Raw genomic sequence first — 17039 nt, 5'->3', positions numbered from 1 at the left:
AGAACAGGTAGAATCCGATGCCGCACTCAAGGAAAATGACTTTCCGACGCGCCCCGCTCTGGACCGCAGCAACGATGATCGCTGTGCTGGCTGGCGTGTTCGGCGTCGAGGCCGCCTTCGGCCAGGGTTCCGGCGGCTATGTTCCCGCCCCGACCGCGGCGCCGCCGGGAGCGTTTCCTGCCATGCCGAAACCGAATACCAGCGGGATGAGCCAGGCGCAGATCGCCGAAGTGCAGCGCGGAGAATATCTCACCGCCGCGGCCGACTGCATGCCCTGTCACACGGCCCCCGGCGCGAAGCCCTTTTCGGGCGGGCTGTCCTTCGTAACCCCCTTCGGCACGATCTATTCACCGAACATCACGCCCGCGAAAGCCACCGGAATCGGCAAGTGGACGCAAGCGCAGTTCTACGATGCCCTGCATTACGGCATTTCACCCGGCAGCTCGCTCGGCGTGTTTCCGAAATATCTCTACCCGGCGATGCCCTACACGTCCTACGCCAAGCTGACGAAGCCGGACGTGACAGCCATCAAGGCCTATCTCGACGCGATCCCGGCGGTCGATGCGCCGCATGTGCCGAACAGGCTCGGTTTTCCGTTCAACATCCGGGCGATGCTGCTCGGCTGGCGGATCATGTTCTTCAGCACCGCGCCGGTCCACTACAGGAAGGACTGGTCGCCCGCGGTGCGCAAGGGCGCCTATCTCGCCGAAGCGCTCGGCCATTGCAGCGAGTGCCATTCGCCGCGCAACCTGCTCTTCGCCATCAAGTCCGGAGACACGCTGGCCGGCGCGCAGATCCTCGGCGAACCCTGGTATGCGCCGAACATCTCCTCCTCGAAACCCTACGGCGTCGGCGGCTGGAGCCGCAGCGACCTGGTCGATTACCTGCATGAGGGCGGCAACATGAACCGTGGCTCGGCATTCGGGCCGATGCAGTCGGTCGTGAATTACAGCCTGAGCCAGCTACCGCGTCAGGATATCGACGATCTCGCCGCCTACCTCCAGACAGCGACGCCGCCGCGCGAGAACCCGGTGAGGAAGGTGGCGCTCGCCCCCGGCGAGCTCGCCCAGGGCAAGACGCTCTACGATCAAAACTGCGCCGCCTGCCACCAGGCGGACGGCAAGGGCGTGAAGGATGTCTTCCCCAACCTCGCGGGCAACGATTCCGTCACCAACGGACCGTCCGACAACGTGATCGGCGTCGTCCTCGGCGGCATGATTCCCTGGCACGTCAACGGCCCCGCGATGCCCGCCTTCGGATCGATCCTGAATGACGCCCAGATCGCCGCGATCGCGAATTACGTCCGCACCGCCTGGGGCAACAAGGGTGTTACCGATGCCAACGCCGCCAAGGTGCTGGCGATCCGCGACTCGGCGCCGCCACACGACATCGCTCTGGCGGATGCCGACTATCTCGACCTTCCGCCGATCGCCTCCGCCGCCGCGCGCAAGATGAACTGCCCGCTGCTGACGCCGGATCTGGTGTCTCCCGGCCACGGCGTGATGGACATGATGCAGGGCGCGACCCCCGCCACCCTCGGCAACCGCACCCGCCTGCTGATCGCCGCGATCCGCAAGGCCTATCCGGGCATCAGCGCGCAGCGCATGTCGGAATTCCTGATGACGGCGTATTGTCCGGTGGTCGCGCAGGAGAGCGGGCTGTCGCTGTCGCAGAAAAAGGCGGCGCTGAAACGGTTCCTCGCCGATGCGGCGAAGATCGACACGGCCGCGCACAAGGGGAGCTGAGGCCATCCGACCGCCGCTTCCCACCCGAACCCTCCGGGGTGCGGCAATCCTGCCGCATCTCGCGGCGCTCGCGCGCCTGCGGATCGAGGTCTTCCGCGCCTGGCCCTATCTTTACGACGGCGACGAGGCCTATGAACGCGATTATGTCGCGACCTACGCCGCGAGCGAGCGCGCCGCGATCGTGATCGCGAGCGATGGCGAGACCATCGTCGGCGCCTCCACCTGCCTGCCGCTCTCCGACGAGGACGAGCCGATGCAGGCGCCCTTCCGCGCTGCCGGGATCGACCCCGCCTCGGTCTTCTATTTCGGCGAGTCGGTGCTGCTGCCGGCCTATCGCGGCCGGGGCATCGGCGTCGGCTTCTTCCGTGAGCGCGAGGCGCATGCGCGGTCGGTTTCCGACGCCGCTTACGCCGCCTTCTGCGCCGTGATCCGCGACGAGGCCGATCGGCGCCGCCCGGCGGACGCCACCACGCTCGACGCGTTCTGGCGCAAGCGCGGATATGCGCCGGTGCCCGATCTCGTCTGCAGGATGCGCTGGCGCGAGCGCGGCGGCGCGGGCGAGGTGGAAAACCGGCTGCAAGTGTGGATGAAGCCACTGGGCGGCGCCTGACCATGCGGCTCGCCCTCTCCCCCTTCCCGATCCGCCGCCCGCAGGGTCTCGATGATTTTCTCTCGGCGGTCGAGCGCCTCGTTCACGACGCGAAAGCCGGCGGCGCCGATCTGCTCGTTCTGCCGGAATACGCCTCGATGGCGCTCGCCGGCGCCTTTGTCGCGGCGCCGGACGTTGCGGCCGAGCTGGATGCCGTGGTCAGCCGCGCCGAGGCGCTGGTGGCCGGGTTCCGCGCCCTCGCCCGCGCGCACGGCCTGTTGTTCCTGCCCGGCTCGGTGCCGATGCGCGGCGTCGACGGCAAGATCCGCAACAGGGCGCCACTGATCGACGGGAACGGCCGCATGGCCTTCCAGGACAAGCGGGTCATGACGCGCTTCGAATCCGAACGCTGGGGGATCGCGCCAGGCGCCTCCCCCTCCGTATTCGAGACCGATTTCGGCCGGCTTGGCATCGCCATCTGTTACGATTCCGAGTTCCCGCAACTGACGCGCGCGCAAGTGCTGGCCGGCGCGGAGACGATCCTGGTGCCGGCCTGCACCGACTCGCTGCACGGCTTCAACCGGGTGCGCCTGTCGGCTCGCGCGCGGGCGCTGGAGAATCAGTGCTTTACCGCCGTTGCCCCAACCACCGGGACCGCCTCCTGGTCGGCCGCTCTCGATGAAAATCGCGGTTACGCCTGCGTTTTCGGGCCGGTTGATCGCGGGTTCCCCGAGGATGGGCTGCTCGCCCGCGGCGCGCTGGATGCGCCGGACCTGCTCTTCGCGACGCTCGATCCCGCCCGCCTCGCGGAAACGCGCGCCGACCCCGCGGTCCGAAACCGGACCGACTGGCCGGACGATCCGGCGCCCGCCCCGGTCGTCCGGCTGACATGACGCGGATCTACGTCGTTGCCGGCGAAGCGAGCGGCGATGTGCTGGGCGCGCGGCTGATCGCCGCGATGCGCGCGCAGGCCGGCAACATCGAGGTCGCCGGCATCGGCGGCGCGCGGATGGCGGAGCAGGGCGTCGCGTCCCTGTTCCCGATGCAGGAACTGGCGCTCATGGGGCTTGCCGAGGTGCTGCCCAAGATCGTCCGGCTGCGCCGGCGTCTCGATCAGGCCGTGGCGGATATCGAAGCGAGGCGGCCGGATATCGTCGTCACCATCGACAGTCCAGGCTTCACGCTCCGCCTGCTGCGCCGGATCGCGCCGCTCGGTCTGCGCCGCGTGCAGTACGTCGCCCCCCAGGTCTGGGCCTGGCGACAAGGGCGGGTCCGGCATTTCCCCGGCCTGTGGGACAGGCTGCTTTGTCTTCTCCCGTTCGAGCCGGATTTCTTCGCGCCGCATGGGTTGAACCCGGTCTTTGTCGGCCATCCGGTTCTCGAATCCGGCGCCGGCGCCGGCGATGCGGCGCGGTTTCGCGCGCGGTTCGACCTTGCCGAAACCGCGCGGCCGCTGATCCTCATGCCCGGCAGCCGCCGCACCGAAACATCCCGGCTGATGCCGGTTTTCGGCGCGACGGTGGAACGTCTGCACGCGCGGTTTCCCGGTCTCGTGCCGGTGCTCGCCGCGGCGCCGGCGCTGGCGGGCGAATTGCAGGCCGAGGCCGCCGGCTGGTCGCGCCCGCCGCTCATCGTCACCGATATCGCCGACCGATACGACGCCTTCGCCGCGGCCGCCGCCGCCCTGACCAAATCCGGCACCTCGACGCTGGAACTCGCCCTCGCCGGCGTGCCGATGGCCGTAACCTACCGGGTCAACCCGATCAGCGCCTTTCTGGTCCGGCGACTGGTCAAGGTGAAGCACGCAGCGATGATCAACCTGCTCGCCGCCGACGCGCTGGTTCCCGAACTGTTGCAGGAAACATGCACCCCCGACCGGCTCGCGGCTGAAATCGGCTCGCTGCTTGGCAATCCGGCGCTGGCCGCGGCACAGCGCGCCGGATTCGCGACCGCGCTTGCAACCCTCGCGGCCCCCGGTGCATCCGCCCCCAGCGAAGCCGCGGCGGCGCGTGTGCTCGAGCTGCTCTGACGGGCGGGCCCGCGTCACGAAAACAGGAAAAGGCCCGGATCTGATCCGGGCCTTTCACGATATCACGTCACCGGTCACCGCAGCGCGAAAGCGCCGCAGCCAGTTACTTGATCTTCGCTTCCTTGAACGTGACATGCTTGCGCGCGACCGGATCATATTTCCGGAACTCGAGCTTGCCCGTCTGCGCCTTGGCGTTCTTCTTCGTCACGTAGAAGAAGCCGGTGTCGGCGGTGGAAACCAGTTTGATCTGAACAGTGTTCGTCTTGGCCATGCGTATTCTCCGATCGCGCCGATATGATCGACCTTGCCCGCCCGGTCAACCCCCGGCGCGAATATCTGGGAGCAGCGGCCGGATCAACGCGGCGCGATAGGCTGCCGGATCGTCGATCAGCGCCCTGGCCGCCCGCTCATAGCCACTCGCCCGATCGCCGCCGGGCAGGATTCGCGCAGCGCCAGCACCTCGGCAAGCGGCATCGGCGCCCGCGAGGCGCGGGTCTCGGCAAGCGGCTTGCGCAGAAGGTCATCGCCGCGCCTCAGCGCCGCGATCTGATTCGCCAGCATGTCGGTGCCGAGGCTGGTGCACACCTGCGGAAACACGCCGAGGCTCTGCAACGGCCAGCCGCGCGGCGCGATCATCCGGCTCCAGGTCACGAACAATTCTCCCCCGCCCGGCAATTCGGCGACGCTCTGCACCAGCCCCTTGCCAAGCGTCGCGCTGCCCAGAACGACGCCGCGATCATTGTCCGCGATCGCGGCGAGAACACCTCGGCGGCGCTTGCGGTGCTGCCATCGACCAGCACGACGACCGGCAAACCCGCGCGATATCGGCCCCCTCGGCATGCCAGACCTTGTTGGCGACAGGGTCCCGGCCGATCGTGCGGATGATGGTGCCCCGCGACAGCAGCGTGTCCAGGCTGAGCACCGACTGACGCAGCACGCCGCCGCGATTGCCGCGCAGGTCGATGACGATTCCCTTCGGCGCCGGCTGCGCCTGCACGAGATGCGCGAGCATGGCCGCGAATTGCTGCGCCGTGCCGTGATCGAACCCCGCCACGCGAATATAGCCGATCCCATCGTCGATCTGGCCGCTGACGCTCTGCGTCGGCACGAGGGCGCGGTCCAGCGTGATGGTCTGCGGCAGGCTGTTCCCCGGCCGTATCGTCAGATCGACAGTACTGCCGATCGGACCGGCGAGGTCCATTTGCGACTGGCCGACGGGCTGACCGGCCGTCTCCCGCCCATCGATCGCGAGCAGCTGCATGCCGGGAGCGACCCCGGCCCGGTCGGCCGGGCTTGAAGGTGTGACCCCGGTGATCACGACAAGCCCGTTCTGGCGCGCCAGGCTCATGCCGACCCCGCCGCGGCCCAGCCTCAGCGCCCGTTCGGCGGCCGCGTCGCGGGGGCGACATAGCGGGAATACGGATCGAAATGATTGAACAGCTCGTCGAAAAAGCTGCGGATCATGCCGCCCGTGCCGGCCCGCTCGATGGCGGACGACGCCCTGAAGGCCTGCGCCGCGACCGCGGCACAGGCCATGCCCCATTTCGCCGCGTCACCCGCCGGTGGCGCCGGGGTCGCGTAGATCACGCGATTCGGGCCGAACAGCACCAGCTTGCCGGATTGCTCCTGCACCGTGATGTCGGGATCGAGCGCGGTGATGCCCGAGAGCCCCCACACCGCCATCTGCGGTATGCCCAGCGGCTCGAGCGTTCGCGGCGCCATGAAGGCCAGCGCAGCGCCCCACACCGCCGCGACACGGGCGGTGTCGAACCCGCGCTGATCCGCCCGCGCGCCCGGTGCCGGCGTCACCACGCAGACCATCGCGACGATGAGCCGGATCAGCCGCGCGACTCTCGACCGACGGACATGGCACGCCCCGGAATGTCGGGCGCGCGCGTGCGTCGGCCGTCGTCTCATCGGCGGCCGCGTTTCTGCCTGGACGGGGCGCGGCCGGGCTTCCTGCCGCCCTTGCGGGCCGGCGGGCGGCGTCCCGTCCCCCCTCCCTCGCCCGGCGCGCTGCCGCCTTCGATCAGGGTGAACAGCAGCCCGCCGGTCACCGGCTTGGCCTCGCGCAGCCGCACCACCACCGGATCGGCGAGGCGGAACACCACGCGCGAGCGAGTGCCGGCCAGCGTGCCGTCGGCCTCGTCGAAATGCCAGAAATCGTCGGGCAGCAGCGCCATCGGCACAAAGCCGGACGCCCCCGTCGCATCGAGGGTGACGAACAGGCCGAACCGCGTCACGCCGCTGATCCGCGCGCCGAAATCCTCGCCGATCCGGTCGGCGAGATAGGCGGCGAGATAACGATCGGCCGATTGCCGCTCGGCATCGGTGGCGCGGCGCTCGGTCGAGGTGATCGCCGCCGCGATGGTCTCGAACCCCTCGGCGTGTTCGGGGCGCAGCCCGTCGGTGCCGAGCTTGAGCCCGGCGATCAGCGCGCGATGGACCAGAAGATCGGCATAGCGGCGGATCGGCGAGGTGAAATGCGCGTAGCTGTTCAGCGCGAGGCCGAAATGGCCGATATTCTCCGGCGCGTATTCCGCCTGGCTCTGGCTGCGCAGCACCGCCTCGTTCACCAGCGGCGCCGCATCGGTGCCGGAAACCAGCCGCAACACATGGTCAAGGTCGCGCGGGCGGAGCTGGTCGCCGGGCTTGAGCGAAATCTCGAACGTCGCCAGCAGGTTGCGCAGCGAATCGAGCTTTTCCGGCGAGGGCGGGGCATGCACGCGATACATGCAGGGCTGGCGCAGCCGCTCCAGCTCCTCCGCCGCCGCGACATTCGCGAGGATCATGAACTCCTCGATCAGCCGGTGGCTGTCGAGCCGCGGGCGCGGCGCCACATCCGTCACCCGCCCGGCCTCGTCGAGCGTGATCTTGCGCTCCGGCAAATCGAGATCGAGCGTGCCGCGGGCCTGCCGCGCGGCGAGCAGCGTGCGATAGGCGGCATAGAGATGCCCGATCGTCCCCTCCGGCAGGTCGGCCTGCCAGCCGGCCTCGAAAGCGCCCTGCACCTCCTCATAGGTGAGGCGGGCGAAGCTGCGCATCAGGCCGCGGCCGAATTTGTGGCTGAGCTTGCGGCCCTCGGAATCGACGATCATCTCGACGAACAGGCACCCCCTGTCCTCGCCGGGGCGCAGGCTGCACCAGCCGTTGGAGAGCGCTTCGGGCAGCATCGGCACCACGCGGTCGGGGAAATAGACCGAGTTGCCGCGCTTCAGCGCCTCGCGGTCGAGCGCCGAACCAGGTCGAACGTAATGCGCGACATCGGCGATCGCGACGACGATGCGATGCCCCGGCCCGGCGGGTTCGGCGAAAACGGCGTCATCGAAGTCGCGCGCATCGGCGCCGTCGATCGTCACCAGCGGCACCTCGCGCAGATCGGTCCGCCGGCCGGGGCGAACGCCGCGGGCGCGCTTCGCCTCGTCGATCGCGGTCTCCGGGAAATCGGCGGGAATGCCCAGCGCCGCGATGGCGATCAGGCTGATCGAGCGCGCATCGCCCATCCGGCCGAGATGCTCGGCGATCCGCGCCGGCTTCGGCCCGTGGCCGAAAGCCGGCAGCGGCATGGCGCGCACCACGTCGCCGCTTTCAGCGCCGGCGGTCTCGCCCGGCGGCACCTTCCATTCGGCGCGGCTCTTGCGGTCGACCGGCTCGACCCATCCCCCCTCCCCCTCGGCGCGGAACACGCCAATGATGCTGGCCGGCTCCTCGTCCAGGCGCCGGATCGTGCGCCCCTCGTAGCGGTCTTCGTCGATCCGCCGCAGCCGGGCCAGCACGCGGGCGCCCGGCGCGAGCGCGGCATGGCCGCGCGTCTCCGGCATCATGAAAATGATCGGCGGCTTGCCGGGCCGATCCCAGCCGACCGGCCGGGCCAGCGGGTCGCCGTCGCGATCGGTGCCGGTGATTTCGACGACGCAGCGTTCCGGCAGCGCCTCCGCCGCGCGCACCTGCCGCCCGCCGGCACGCACCAGCACGCCGTCGCGTTCCAGCGCCCGCAGCATCGCCCGCAGCGCCGGCTTCTGGTCGGGGCCGAGGCCGAACGCGCGGGCGATGTCGCCCTTGCGCAAGCGCGTTCCCGCTTCGGCGATGAACTCGCGCAGCACGGATTCGGTCGGCAGTTCGGCAGAACGGCGTGGCGGCTTCCGACTCATGCGAAACCGCGTCGGCGCGTCACGACGATCCTTCCGACCGAACCCCAGACGACAATCTGGACTCGGTGCACGGCAGCGCCCCACGCATCATTATTTCTGACAAGTCTAAAACGCATAATCCCAATGTAGCGCGGCGACAACGGCGGTTCAGGCTTTCAGGCCCGGGCATGTGGCAAGTTTTCCAACTATGGCCTGTATGCAACAGCGGCCCTGTCGAGCTTCGCGTTGAAGAGCGCGCCGAACAGCACGGCGTAGGCGCTCAGATAGAACCACATCATCAGGCCGATAAGCGTGGCGAGCGGCCCGTAGGTCCGGCTATAGGCCGCGAACCGGCCGACATAGACGGCAAACCCATAGGACACGAGCAGCCAGGCCAGGATCGCCACCAGCGCACCCGGCGCGATCGGATGCTCCGCTCCACGCCCGAAGGCCGGCCCATAGCGGTAGAACAGACCGAGCGCGACCCCCATGAACCCGATGAGCAGGCCGAATCCCGGCAGCACCGTCAGCGTTGCCGGCGCGTTGGAAAGGCCCAGATAGGCGAGCACCAGCGGCATGCCGACCAGCACGGCGATGGCGATGATCGCCCCGATCATGGCGATCAGCGTCATCCCGAGACTCACCGCCTGGAATTTGAAAAAGCCGCGCGTCTCCTGCCGCTTGTGGATCATGTTCAGCGCATAGAGCAGCGATTTCGTGCCGGATGACGAGGAATAGAGCGTGAAGCCAAGGGAGATCACGAGCCCGATTCCCAGCGTCGTCTTGCCGCCGGACACCAGTTGCTGAATCCGCCCGCCGATCAGCGCAAAGGCCGCCGGCGGCATCAGGTGCTTCAGATAGAGCAGCTGCGGCTCGACCGTGATCGGGTTGAACGCCAGGCCGTAAAGCGAAATCAGCGCCGTGATGGCGGGAAACAGCGAGAGCGTGGCATAGAAGGCGCAACCGGCGGCGACGAGCGACATCTCGCCGCTCATCAACGCGATCACGGCGGCGCGCAGCCCCTGGCCCCAGAGCCCAAGGCGCCGCCGCCACAACATCAGGCGCCGTCCAGGAACCGCCGGATCACCGCGATGGTGGGCGCGTCCATCAGCGCCGGCGCATGGCCACAGGCCGGCACGACATGCGTGGCGGCGCCGTCCTCCTCCATGCGCGCGAGGGTGGCTTCGGTCAGCAGGTCGCTCGTCGCGCCCCGAAGCGCCAGCACGGGAACGCGGATCGCCCTCCAGATGGCGCCAAGATCGGCATCGATCGGCACCGAGGCGCGGATCGGCTCGGCGATCGCCGGATCGTAGTGCAAGGCGACGCCGCCGCCCTCGACCGGCCGCGCCGAATGACGCGCGAGGGCCGCCCATTGCGGATCGGTCAGCGGGCCGAACGGCGCATGCACGGCGCGCAGATGGGCTTCGAGCGCCGCGAGATCGGCAAAGGTCGCCGGCGCCTCGCCCATGTAATCGCGGATGCGGCCAAGCGCCGCGGCGGGGATATGCGGGCCGATATCGTTGAGCACGAGCCGGGTGATCGGCGTGTGCGCCGCCGCCGCCGCCATCATGCCGCAGATCCCGCCCAGCGACGTGCCCACCCAGGCGACCGGCTTGTTCAGCCAGGCGAGCAGATGCGCGAGCGCGACGACATAGGATGGCGGCTGGTAAAGCCCCCCGTCGCGCAGCCATTCCGAGCGTCCGCGCCCCGGCAGGTCGGGGCAGATCACATGATACCGATCGGCCAGACTCTCGGCGAGGATGTCGAAATCGCGGCCGTTGCGGGTCAGGCCATGCACGCAGATCACCGCCGGCGCGGCCGGGTTGCCGAATTCCACGAAGGCGAGCCGGTGGAAATCGTTGCCGAGCAGATAGGGGACGAAACCCTGCCGCGCCACGATCCGGCCGTCCTTCAGATGATGCCGTCCCGGCGCAGCGCGGCGCGGGTCGGTTCGTCGAGTCCCAGCATGTCGTTCAGCACCTCGTCGGTATGCTCCCCCAACATGGGGGGCGCCAGGCGATAATCCACCGGCGTTTCCGACAGGCGGACCGGATTGGCGACAAGCTTCACCGGCACGCCATCGTTCCTGGTCATCTCGATCAGGTTGCCCCGCGCGATCACGTGCGGATCGGCAAACACCTGCTCCAGCGTGTTGATCGGGCCGCACCCGATCTTCAGCTCCTCCAGCCGCTCCAGCCACCAGGCGGATGGATGAAGCGCCAGAACCGCGGCGAGGGTCTCGGTCACGAAGGCGCGATTGGCGACGCGGGCGGCGTTCGTCGCGAAGCGCTCGTCGGCGAGCAGGTGCTCCAGCCCGAACGCGGCGCAGAACCGCGCGAAGGTCGGGTCGTTGCCGATCGAGAGAACGATATGGCCGTCTTCGGTCGCGAACACCTGGTAGGGCACGATGTTCGGATGCTCGTTGCCAAGGCGCGGGGGGTTCTTGCCGGTGGCGAGATAATTCATCCCCTGGTTGGCGAGCCAGGCGACATGCGTATCGAGCATGCCGATGTCGATGTGCTGGCCCTGCCCGGTCGTTTCGCGATGGCGCAGCGCGGCGAGCACGCCGATCGCGCCGTAAAGCCCGGCGAACAGGTCGGCGACCGGCACGCCCACCTTCATCGGCTGGCCGTCCGGCACGCCGGTGAGCGACATGATGCCGCCCATCGCCTGGATCAGGCTGTCATAGCCGGGGCGGGACGCGTAGGGACCGGTCTGGCCGAATCCGGTGATCGAGCAATAGATCAGGCCGGGATGATCCCCCTTGAGATCCTCATACCCAAGGCCGTAGCGCGGCAGCGTGCCGACCTTGAAGTTCTCCACCAGAATATCGCTTTTCGCGATCAGCGCGCGCGCAAGCCGCTGCCCCTCGGGCTTCGCGATATCCAGCGTCACCGAGCGCTTGTTGCGGTTGGCCCCGGCGAAATACGCGCTCTGCTCGGTGCCCGGCAGGGCGGGGGCGCGAAGCCGCGGGTATCGTCGCCGCTGCCCGGTTTCTCGATCTTGATCACCTCGGCGCCGAGATCGGCCAGCATCTGCACGCAGGTGGGGCCGGCCAGCACGCGGGTCAGATCGAAAACGGTCAAACCCGCGAGCGGACCCGAGGGCGTGGTGGCGGCGGCTTCGTGTTCAGACATTCAAGGACTCCCATCAATGCCACCGGCAATAGCGAGCCTGCCGGAACAGGTCAAAACGGGAGGTCCGGGACCGAGGCGGGCGGATCAGTGGGCGATCGGCCCGCCGGCCGGAGGAACGCAGCTGCGCAGCGCCAGGCGGACGAGCCGATTGGCGACGGCCGGCAGACCGGCGCGCTCCGCGTCCTGGGCAAGCGAAATGAGCCGATCGACAAGTATCAGCGGGCTGACGATCGGCTCGTGCTGGTCGGCGGTTTTCGCCGGGCGAACTGGGTCATCGCGAGTGTCCTTCTGAGGAAGTCCAACGGAAACAGCCGTTTTTGGCCGCCTTCGAAAATGACCCGCCGTCGATTACAATCCGGTAAACAAATTCGACCCGAGCGGAAAAATTATCTTTCGTTCTCGTCGTTGTCGCGCTCGACCTCGATATCGGCGTCGATCGAGTCGTCGTCCTCAAGATCGTCGGCATCCGTCAGGATGTCGTCATCGCCGGCGTCCTCGACGTCATCCGTATCGACATCGTCCTCGGCGGGCTGCGCCTTGGCGGGCTTCTTGACGTCGTCGGGCACGGGAACGCTACGTTTGAGCTTCGGCTGTTCGACCGGCTGCTCGGTGCCGCATTTCGGGCAGACGGCCGGGGCCTTGCCGAGGTCGAAAAACCGCGCGCCGCAGGACACGCAGGTATGTTTGTCGCCAAGTTCAGGCTTCGCCATGAGAGCCTCGCATTGCAGGGTGAACGGTGGAACTCCGTCAGGGCGGGCGCCATGCCACCCATCGCCCCGCTTGTCAAACCCTGAACGCGGTCGACAATCATGGCTGGCAAATTCGCCCACTCGTGGTAAGCGCCGCGCCATGGAACCTGTTGCCGCGTTTCCCCAGACATCCCGCCGCCCCGCCACGCCGCTCGCCGGCGCGATCACGGTTCCGGGCGACAAGTCGATCTCCCACCGCGCCCTCATGTTCGCCGGCCTCGCCGTCGGCGAAACCCGGATTTCCGGTCTGCTGGAAGGCGAGGACGTGCTGCGCACCGCCGCCGCCATGCGGGCGCTGGGCGCTACGGTGGAGCGCACCGGCCCGGGCGCGTGGCGCGCCTCCGGCCCCGGCATCGGCGGCTGCAAAGCCCGGACGACGTGCTGGACATGGGCAATTCCGGCACCGCCGCGCGGCTGCTCTGCGGCATTCTCGCGAGCCACGACATTTTCGCGGTCATGACCGGCGACGCCTCGCTGCGCCGCCGGCCGATGCGCCGGGTGATCGACCCGCTGGGCGCGACCGGCGCCGTCTTCACCGCGCGCGAGGGCGGGCGCCTGCCGCTGTCGGTGCGCGGCACAGCCGAGGCGATGCCGCTCTCCTATCGCCTGCCGGTCGCCTCCGCGCAGGTGAAGTCGGCGCTGCTGCTCGCCGGGCTGAACGCCCGCGGCGTCACCGAAATCGAGGAACCGGAACCCACCCGCGACCATTCCGAGAACATGCTCCGGCATTTCGGCGCCGAGGTCGATGTCGTCTCCCACGGAACCGGCAAGCTGATCCGCCTGCGCGGGCAGCCGGAGCTGCGCGGCGCGGATGTCGTGGTTCCCGGCGACCCGTCCTCGGCCGCCTTCCCGATCGTCGCCGCGCTGATCGTGCCGGGCTCGCGCGTCACGATCGAGGGCGTCGGGCTGAACCCGCTGCGCACGGGCCTGTTCCTCACCCTGCGCGAAATGGGGGCTGCGATCGAGATCGTGAACGCCCGCGAGGCCGGCGGCGAGCCCGTGGGCGACCTCATCGTCACCGCCTCCGACCTGCGCGCCGTCGATGTGCCGGCGGACCGCGCCCCCTCGATGATCGACGAATACCCGATCCTCGCCGTCGCCTGCGCGATGGCGCGCGGCACCTCGCGGCTGCGCGGCCTCGCGGAACTGCGGGTCAAGGAGAGCGACCGCCTGGCCGCGACACTCGCCATGCTCGCCGCCAACGGCGTGAAGGCGCATGTGGAGGACGACGACCTCGTCATCGCCGGCGGCGGCGCCCGCGGCGGCGCCACGGTGGCGACGCACATGGATCATCGCCTGGCGATGAGCGCGCTCGTGCTCGGCCTCGCCACCGAGACGCCGGTGACGATCGACGATGCGCGCTTCATCGACACCAGCTTCCCCGGCTTCCTGCCGCTGATGCGCGGACTCGGCGCGGCGATCGAGGCGGCGGCATGACCCGGCCGATCGTCATCGCGATCGACGGGCCGGCCGCCTCCGGCAAGGGCACGCTGGCGCGCCGACTCGCCGCCGCCTTCAACCTGCCCTATCTCGACACCGGCCTGCTCTACCGCGCGGTGGCGCGGCGCGTGCTCGACCGTGGCGGCGATCCGGCCGATCCCGCGGCCAGCGCGGAACAGGCCCGCACGCTCGGCCGGCTCGATCTCGAACGCGGCGACCTGCGCACCCCGGAGGTCGACCGCGCGGCCAGCGCCGTCGCCTCGATCAAGCCGGTCCGCGCCGCGCTGCTCGACTTCCAGCGCCGCTTCGCCGACGCCTCCGGCGCTGTGCTCGACGGGCGGGATATCGGCACCATCGTGTTCCCCGCGGCGGACGTGAAACTCTTCGTCACCGCCTCGCTCGACGTGCGGGCGAAGCGCCGGCATCTGGAGCGCCTCGCCCACGGGATCGACCCGGGATACGACTCCGTACGCGCCGAGCTTGCCGCCCGCGACGCGGCCGACCGCGCCCGCGCCGCCGCCCCGCTGATGCAGGCAGAGGACGCCCTGCTGCTCGATACCAGCGAGATGGACGCCGATCATGCCTTTACCGCGGCGGCCGATCTGGTGAACAAGGTACTTGCGCGGGGCTGACCCCGCCCGGACCAGAGGAGACAGCGTGACCGATCTGTTCGAGCAGGGCGCCGGCCAGGCGAGCTATTCCGCCAAGGACATCGAGGTTCTCGAAGGGCTGGAGCCGGTTCGCCGCCGCCCCGGCATGTATATCGGCGGCACCGACGACACGGCGATGCACCACCTCGCCGCCGAATTGCTCGACAACGCGATGGACGAGGCCGTGGCCGGTCACGCCTCGGTCATCGAGATGACGCTGGCCCCCGGCAACCTGCTCGCGGTGCGCGACAACGGCCGCGGCATTCCGGTCGACCCGCATCCGAAATTCCGCGACAAGTCGGCGCTCGAGGTGATCCTCACCACGCTGCATTCGGGCGGCAAGTTCGCCGGCAAGGCCTATGCCACGTCGGGCGGCCTGCACGGCGTCGGCTCCTCGGTGGTGAACGCGCTGGCCGAGCGGCTGGAAGTCGAGGTCGCGCGCGAGAAAACCCTCTGGAGGCAGGACTATGCCCGCGGCAAGCCGCTGACCAAGCTGGTCAATGCCGGCGCGGCGCCGAACCGGCGCGGCACGCTGATCCGGTTCGTCCCCGACCCCGAGATTTTCGGCGACAAGAAGTTCAGCCCGGCCCGGCTCTACCGGATGTGCCGCTCGAAGGCCTATCTGTTCCGCGGCGTGCGGATCCGTTGGGCGTGCGACGCCTCGCTGATCGCCGCCGGCGCCGATGTGCCGGCGCAGGCGGAACTGCACTTCCCCGGCGGCCTCGCCGATTCGCTGGCGGAGGAGCTGGGGGCGGCGCCGAAGCTCGTCGCCCCGGTCTGGGCCGGCCAGGCCGACCTGCCGGACGATGCCGGGCGAATCGAATGGGCCTGCGCCTGGCTGGACGCCGGCGAGGCCTCGCTCGCGACCTATTGCAACACGATCCCGACGACGCTCGGCGGCACCCACGAGGCCGGGTTCCGCGCCGCCCTGCTCAAGGGCCTGCGCGGCTTCGGCGAGCAGCGCGGCAACAAGCGCGCCGCGGTGATCACCGCCGAGGACGTGGCCGGCGCGCTCGCCGCCAAGCTGTCCCTCTTCATCCGCGACCCGCAATTCCAGGGCCAGACCAAGGAAAAACTCACCTCGCCCGAGGCGCAGAAACTGACCGAGGCGGCGCTGCGCGACCGGTTCGAGCATGTCCTCACCGGCGACCCGGCGAATGCCGACAACCTCCTCGCCTTCGTGATCGAGCGCGCGGAGGAGCGCATCCGCCGCCGCGAGCAGAAGGACACGCCCCGCAAATCGGCCACCCGGCGCCTGCGCCTGCCCGGCAAGCTGACCGACTGCTCGCGCGAAAGCCGCGAGGATACCGAATTGTTCCTGGTCGAGGGCGATTCGGCCGGCGGCTCGGCCAAGCAGGCGCGCAACCGCGAAACCCAGGCCGTGCTGCCGCTGCGCGGCAAGATCCTCAACGTCGCCTCCGCCTCCACCGAGAAGCTGCGGCAGAACCAGGAACTCAAGGATTTGATCGAGGCGCTCGGCTGCGGCGTCGGCGACCGGTTCCAGATCGACGCGCTGCGCTACGGCCGGATCATCATCATGACCGACGCCGATGTCGACGGCGCCCACATCGCCTCGCTGCTGATGACGTTCTTCTACCGCGAGCTGCCGGAACTGATCCGCGGCGGCCATGTCTATCTCGCCCAGCCGCCGCTCTACCGCCTCACCCAGGGCGGCAGGTCGGTCTACGCGATGGACGATGCCGAGCGCGACCGGCTGATCAAGACGGCGTTCAAGGCAAATGCCAAGGTGGAGATCAGCCGCTTCAAGGGGCTTGGCGAGATGCCCCCGGCCATCCTCAAGGAAACCACGATGGACCCGAAGCGCCGGGTGCTGCTGCGCGTTCTCGCCCCGCCCGAGACACGGGCGGAAACGGCGGACATCGTCGAGAGCCTGATGGGGCGGAAACCCGAGCTGCGCTTCCGCTTCATCCAGGATCACGCATCGAGCGTGCAGGAGCTGGATATCTGAGCCGTGCCGTCATGCTCTCGATGAGCATGACGGGTGGCGTCAGGCGAAAGGCTCGGTCTCGCCCTCCGGCACCGGCACCCGGAAGGCCTTGATGGTCATGGAAATCAGCCCGTAATACCCCAGAATCCCGACCAGATCGACGAGACCGCGATCGCCGAGCTGGCGGCGCGCGAAAGCATAGGTCGCGTCCGACACCTCCCGCGCGGTGAGCAGTTCGCGGGCGAAATCATGCACCGCCCTTGCGTCCGGCTCGGCGAAGACCGGCGTTTCGCCCGCCTTGATCGCGGCGATGACCGTCTCCGGCACGCCGGCCTTGGCCGCGATCGGCGCGTGGATGTACCATTCGAACCCGGCGCGCCAGTAAGATCCCATCACCAGAATCGCGAGTTCCGACAGGCGCGGCGGCAGCGAGGAGCCGAAACGGCAGAACGCGCCGAGGGCCTGGGCATTGTTGGCAAGCTCGGCGCTGTGCAGCCACACCGCGAGCGGCCCCTCGACGCGGCCGCGCGGGCCGGAGGCGATGGCGTCGTGCGCGGCGCGCTGGGCCTCGCTCATCCGCGAGAGGTCGGGCAGTCCAAGGCGGGGCGTGTGGGTCATGTCG

General features: G+C 69.2%; 15 protein-coding genes and 2 pseudogenes. 7 read left to right on the top strand and 10 right to left on the bottom strand.

Annotated elements, in window-relative coordinates; all coding sequences use genetic code 11:
- Nucleotides 1-35: 35 nt before the first annotated feature.
- From ACIDOCELLA78_RS82775 to lpxB, 4 genes are read left to right on the top strand one after another with little or no spacing between them, the layout of a single operon-like run.
- Nucleotides 36-1745 (top strand): cytochrome c, encoded by a 1710-nt coding sequence (locus tag ACIDOCELLA78_RS82775; protein WP_249675030.1) that lies wholly within the window; start codon nucleotides 36-38, stop codon nucleotides 1743-1745.
- Nucleotides 1705-2355 (top strand): GNAT family N-acetyltransferase, encoded by a 651-nt coding sequence (locus tag ACIDOCELLA78_RS82770; RefSeq protein ID WP_249675028.1) that lies wholly within the window; start codon nucleotides 1705-1707, stop codon nucleotides 2353-2355. The genes ACIDOCELLA78_RS82775 and ACIDOCELLA78_RS82770 overlap by 41 nt, the downstream gene beginning before the upstream one ends.
- Nucleotides 2352-3227, top strand: a complete 876-nt coding sequence (locus ACIDOCELLA78_RS82765; RefSeq protein ID WP_201727812.1) for a carbon-nitrogen hydrolase family protein — start codon at nucleotides 2352-2354, stop codon at nucleotides 3225-3227. Before ACIDOCELLA78_RS82770 ends, ACIDOCELLA78_RS82765 begins: the two co-directional genes overlap by 4 nt.
- A complete protein-coding gene (lpxB, locus tag ACIDOCELLA78_RS82760; RefSeq protein ID WP_201727724.1) occupies nucleotides 3224-4363 on the top strand; it encodes a lipid-A-disaccharide synthase in 1140 nt (379 codons plus the stop codon). The genes ACIDOCELLA78_RS82765 and lpxB overlap by 4 nt, the downstream gene beginning before the upstream one ends.
- 103 nt (nucleotides 4364-4466) lie before the next feature.
- On the opposite strand, the gene rpmG is transcribed toward lpxB, so the two are convergent.
- The 9 genes and pseudogenes from rpmG to ACIDOCELLA78_RS82715 form a co-directional block, all read right to left on the bottom strand.
- Nucleotides 4467-4634 carry a 50S ribosomal protein L33 gene (gene rpmG / locus ACIDOCELLA78_RS82755; RefSeq protein ID WP_007424241.1) on the bottom strand — a complete coding sequence of 56 codons (168 nt, stop codon included), beginning with the start codon at nucleotides 4632-4634 and terminating at the stop codon, nucleotides 4467-4469.
- A gap of 116 nt (nucleotides 4635-4750) precedes the next feature.
- Complete coding sequence (locus ACIDOCELLA78_RS82750) at nucleotides 4751-5203, bottom strand: S41 family peptidase (protein ID WP_283770808.1); 453 nt, start codon at nucleotides 5201-5203, stop codon at nucleotides 4751-4753.
- Nucleotides 5100-5711, bottom strand: a complete 612-nt coding sequence (locus ACIDOCELLA78_RS82745; RefSeq protein WP_283770807.1) for a S41 family peptidase — start codon at nucleotides 5709-5711, stop codon at nucleotides 5100-5102. Before ACIDOCELLA78_RS82745 ends, ACIDOCELLA78_RS82750 begins: the two co-directional genes overlap by 104 nt.
- Before the next feature lie 23 nt (nucleotides 5712-5734).
- Complete coding sequence (locus ACIDOCELLA78_RS82740; RefSeq protein ID WP_249675025.1) at nucleotides 5735-6280, bottom strand: hypothetical protein; 546 nt, start codon at nucleotides 6278-6280, stop codon at nucleotides 5735-5737.
- A complete protein-coding gene (rnr, locus tag ACIDOCELLA78_RS82735) occupies nucleotides 6277-8514 on the bottom strand; it encodes a ribonuclease R (RefSeq protein ID WP_201727723.1) in 2238 nt (745 codons plus the stop codon). Before rnr ends, ACIDOCELLA78_RS82740 begins: the two co-directional genes overlap by 4 nt.
- Before the next feature lie 185 nt (nucleotides 8515-8699).
- Complete coding sequence (locus tag ACIDOCELLA78_RS82730) at nucleotides 8700-9551, bottom strand: YihY/virulence factor BrkB family protein (RefSeq protein ID WP_201727722.1); 852 nt, start codon at nucleotides 9549-9551, stop codon at nucleotides 8700-8702.
- On the bottom strand, nucleotides 9551-10390 hold the full coding sequence (locus ACIDOCELLA78_RS82725; protein WP_201727721.1) for an alpha/beta fold hydrolase: 840 nt from the start codon (nucleotides 10388-10390) through the stop codon (nucleotides 9551-9553). The genes ACIDOCELLA78_RS82730 and ACIDOCELLA78_RS82725 overlap by 1 nt, the downstream gene beginning before the upstream one ends.
- A gap of 14 nt (nucleotides 10391-10404) precedes the next feature.
- Nucleotides 10405-11528, bottom strand: a pseudogene (locus ACIDOCELLA78_RS82720) (CaiB/BaiF CoA transferase family protein).
- A gap of 488 nt (nucleotides 11529-12016) precedes the next feature.
- A complete protein-coding gene (locus tag ACIDOCELLA78_RS82715; RefSeq protein WP_201727720.1) occupies nucleotides 12017-12340 on the bottom strand; it encodes a TIGR02300 family protein in 324 nt (107 codons plus the stop codon).
- Nucleotides 12341-12479: 139 nt separating this feature from the next.
- Here ACIDOCELLA78_RS82715 and aroA point away from each other — a divergent pair.
- From aroA to parE, 3 genes and pseudogenes are all read left to right on the top strand, one after another.
- Nucleotides 12480-13816 (top strand): annotated as a pseudogene (gene aroA, locus ACIDOCELLA78_RS82710) (3-phosphoshikimate 1-carboxyvinyltransferase).
- Nucleotides 13813-14451: a d(CMP) kinase gene (locus ACIDOCELLA78_RS82705; protein ID WP_201727719.1), complete on the top strand. Its 639-nt coding sequence runs from the start codon at nucleotides 13813-13815 to the stop codon at nucleotides 14449-14451. The pseudogene aroA and the gene ACIDOCELLA78_RS82705 overlap by 4 nt, the downstream one beginning before the upstream one ends.
- Nucleotides 14452-14476: 25 nt before the next feature.
- Complete coding sequence (gene parE / locus ACIDOCELLA78_RS82700) at nucleotides 14477-16438, top strand: DNA topoisomerase IV subunit B (protein ID WP_201727718.1); 1962 nt, start codon at nucleotides 14477-14479, stop codon at nucleotides 16436-16438.
- 39 nt (nucleotides 16439-16477) lie between these two features.
- On the opposite strand, the gene ACIDOCELLA78_RS82695 is transcribed toward parE, so the two are convergent.
- Complete coding sequence (locus ACIDOCELLA78_RS82695; protein ID WP_201727717.1) at nucleotides 16478-17035, bottom strand: carboxymuconolactone decarboxylase family protein; 558 nt, start codon at nucleotides 17033-17035, stop codon at nucleotides 16478-16480.
- Between the last annotated feature and the right edge of the window lie 4 nt (nucleotides 17036-17039).

It is taken from the genome of Acidocella sp. C78 (assembly GCF_907164655.1).
This window is presented reverse-complemented; position numbering and strand designations above follow the sequence as displayed.

Excerpts from the sequence above, each read along its gene's own strand:
- ACIDOCELLA78_RS82775 (WP_249675030.1), top strand. The coding sequence starts at position 36 with ATGACTTTCCGACGCGCCCCGCTCTGGACCGCAGCAACGATGATCGCT.
- ACIDOCELLA78_RS82770 (WP_249675028.1), top strand. The coding sequence starts at position 1,705 with ATGCGGCGAAGATCGACACGGCCGCGCACAAGGGGAGCTGAGGCCATC.
- lpxB (WP_201727724.1), top strand. The coding sequence starts at position 3,224 with ATGACGCGGATCTACGTCGTTGCCGGCGAAGCGAGCGGCGATGTGCTG.
- rpmG (WP_007424241.1), bottom strand. The coding sequence starts at position 4,634 with ATGGCCAAGACGAACACTGTTCAGATCAAACTGGTTTCCACCGCCGAC.
- ACIDOCELLA78_RS82750 (WP_283770808.1), bottom strand. The coding sequence starts at position 5,203 with ATGCCGAGGGGGCCGATATCGCGCGGGTTTGCCGGTCGTCGTGCTGGT.
- ACIDOCELLA78_RS82745 (WP_283770807.1), bottom strand. The coding sequence starts at position 5,711 with ATGAGCCTGGCGCGCCAGAACGGGCTTGTCGTGATCACCGGGGTCACA.
- ACIDOCELLA78_RS82740 (WP_249675025.1), bottom strand. The coding sequence starts at position 6,280 with ATGAGACGACGGCCGACGCACGCGCGCGCCCGACATTCCGGGGCGTGC.
- rnr (WP_201727723.1), bottom strand. The coding sequence starts at position 8,514 with ATGAGTCGGAAGCCGCCACGCCGTTCTGCCGAACTGCCGACCGAATCC.
- ACIDOCELLA78_RS82730 (WP_201727722.1), bottom strand. The coding sequence starts at position 9,551 with ATGTTGTGGCGGCGGCGCCTTGGGCTCTGGGGCCAGGGGCTGCGCGCC.
- ACIDOCELLA78_RS82715 (WP_201727720.1), bottom strand. The coding sequence starts at position 12,340 with ATGGCGAAGCCTGAACTTGGCGACAAACATACCTGCGTGTCCTGCGGC.
- ACIDOCELLA78_RS82705 (WP_201727719.1), top strand. The coding sequence starts at position 13,813 with ATGACCCGGCCGATCGTCATCGCGATCGACGGGCCGGCCGCCTCCGGC.
- ACIDOCELLA78_RS82695 (WP_201727717.1), bottom strand. The coding sequence starts at position 17,035 with ATGACCCACACGCCCCGCCTTGGACTGCCCGACCTCTCGCGGATGAGC.